The sequence below is a fragment of the Pseudomonas sp. NMI542_15 genome (genome assembly GCF_021283425.1).
GTDB classification, from domain to species: Bacteria; Pseudomonadota; Gammaproteobacteria; order Pseudomonadales; family Pseudomonadaceae; genus Aquipseudomonas; species Aquipseudomonas fortuita.
Genome location: NZ_JAJSRO010000071.1, coordinates 1 through 907, shown reverse-complemented (window position 1 = coordinate 907; position 907 = coordinate 1). Strand labels below are relative to the sequence as shown.

The following is a 907-nucleotide window of genomic DNA, read 5'->3' as shown; positions in this document are numbered from 1 at the left end:
GGGCCACCAGCTGATCGAGGCCGGCATGAGCGCCGTGGTGTACTGCGGTTCGATGGGCGACTGGCCACTGCTGACCGAGGCCGAGCGCCAGGAAGGCGTGGCGCGCCTGGTGGCCGCCGGCATCCCGACCATTGTCGGCACTGGCGCGGTGAACACCCGTGAAGCGGTATCCCATGCCGCCCACGCCGCCAAGGTCGGCGCCGCCGGCCTGATGGTCATCCCTCGCGTGCTCAGCCGCGGTGCCTCGCTGATCGCCCAGAAGCACCACTTCTCGGCCATCCTCGCCGCCGCGCCCAAGCTGCCAGCGGTGATCTACAACAGCCCCTATTACGGCTTCGCCACCCGCGCCGATCTGTTCTTCGAGCTGCGTCGCGAATTCCCCAACCTGATCGGCTTCAAGGAGTTCGGCGGTGGTGCCGACCTGCGTTATGCCGCCGAGCACATCACCTCCAAGGATGACGACGTGACCCTGATGGTGGGCGTGGATACCCAGGTGGTGCATGGCTTCGTCAACTGCAACGCCACCGGCGCCATCACCGGCATCGGCAATGCCCTGCCCCGTGAGGTGCTGCACCTGGTGAGCCTGAGCAAGCAGGCGGCCAAAGGCGATGCCAAGGCCCGTCGCCTGGCGCGCGAACTGGAAGCGGCGCTGGCGGTGCTGTCGTCGTTCGATGAGGGCTGCGACCTGGTGCTGTATTACAAGCACCTGATGGTGCTGAACGGCGACAGCGAGTACAGCCTGCATTTCAACGAAACCGACGTGCTGACCGACGCCCAGCGCAACTATGCCGAGCAGCAATACGCGCTGTTCCGCAGCTGGTACGCCAACTGGTCGGCCGAGCAGAACATCGCCTGATTACCAAGGCCCCGCCGCGTTCTCTGTGGGAGCGGGCTTGGCCCGCGAAGC

1 protein-coding gene is annotated in these 907 nt (G+C 66.3%); it reads left to right on the top strand.

Features of this window, described 5'->3' with window-relative positions; genetic code table 11:
- A partial coding sequence (locus LU684_RS30450; protein ID WP_232895373.1) for a dihydrodipicolinate synthase family protein occupies positions 1-856 on the top strand: 856 nt, incomplete at its 5' end.
- Between the last annotated feature and the right edge of the window lie 51 nt (positions 857-907).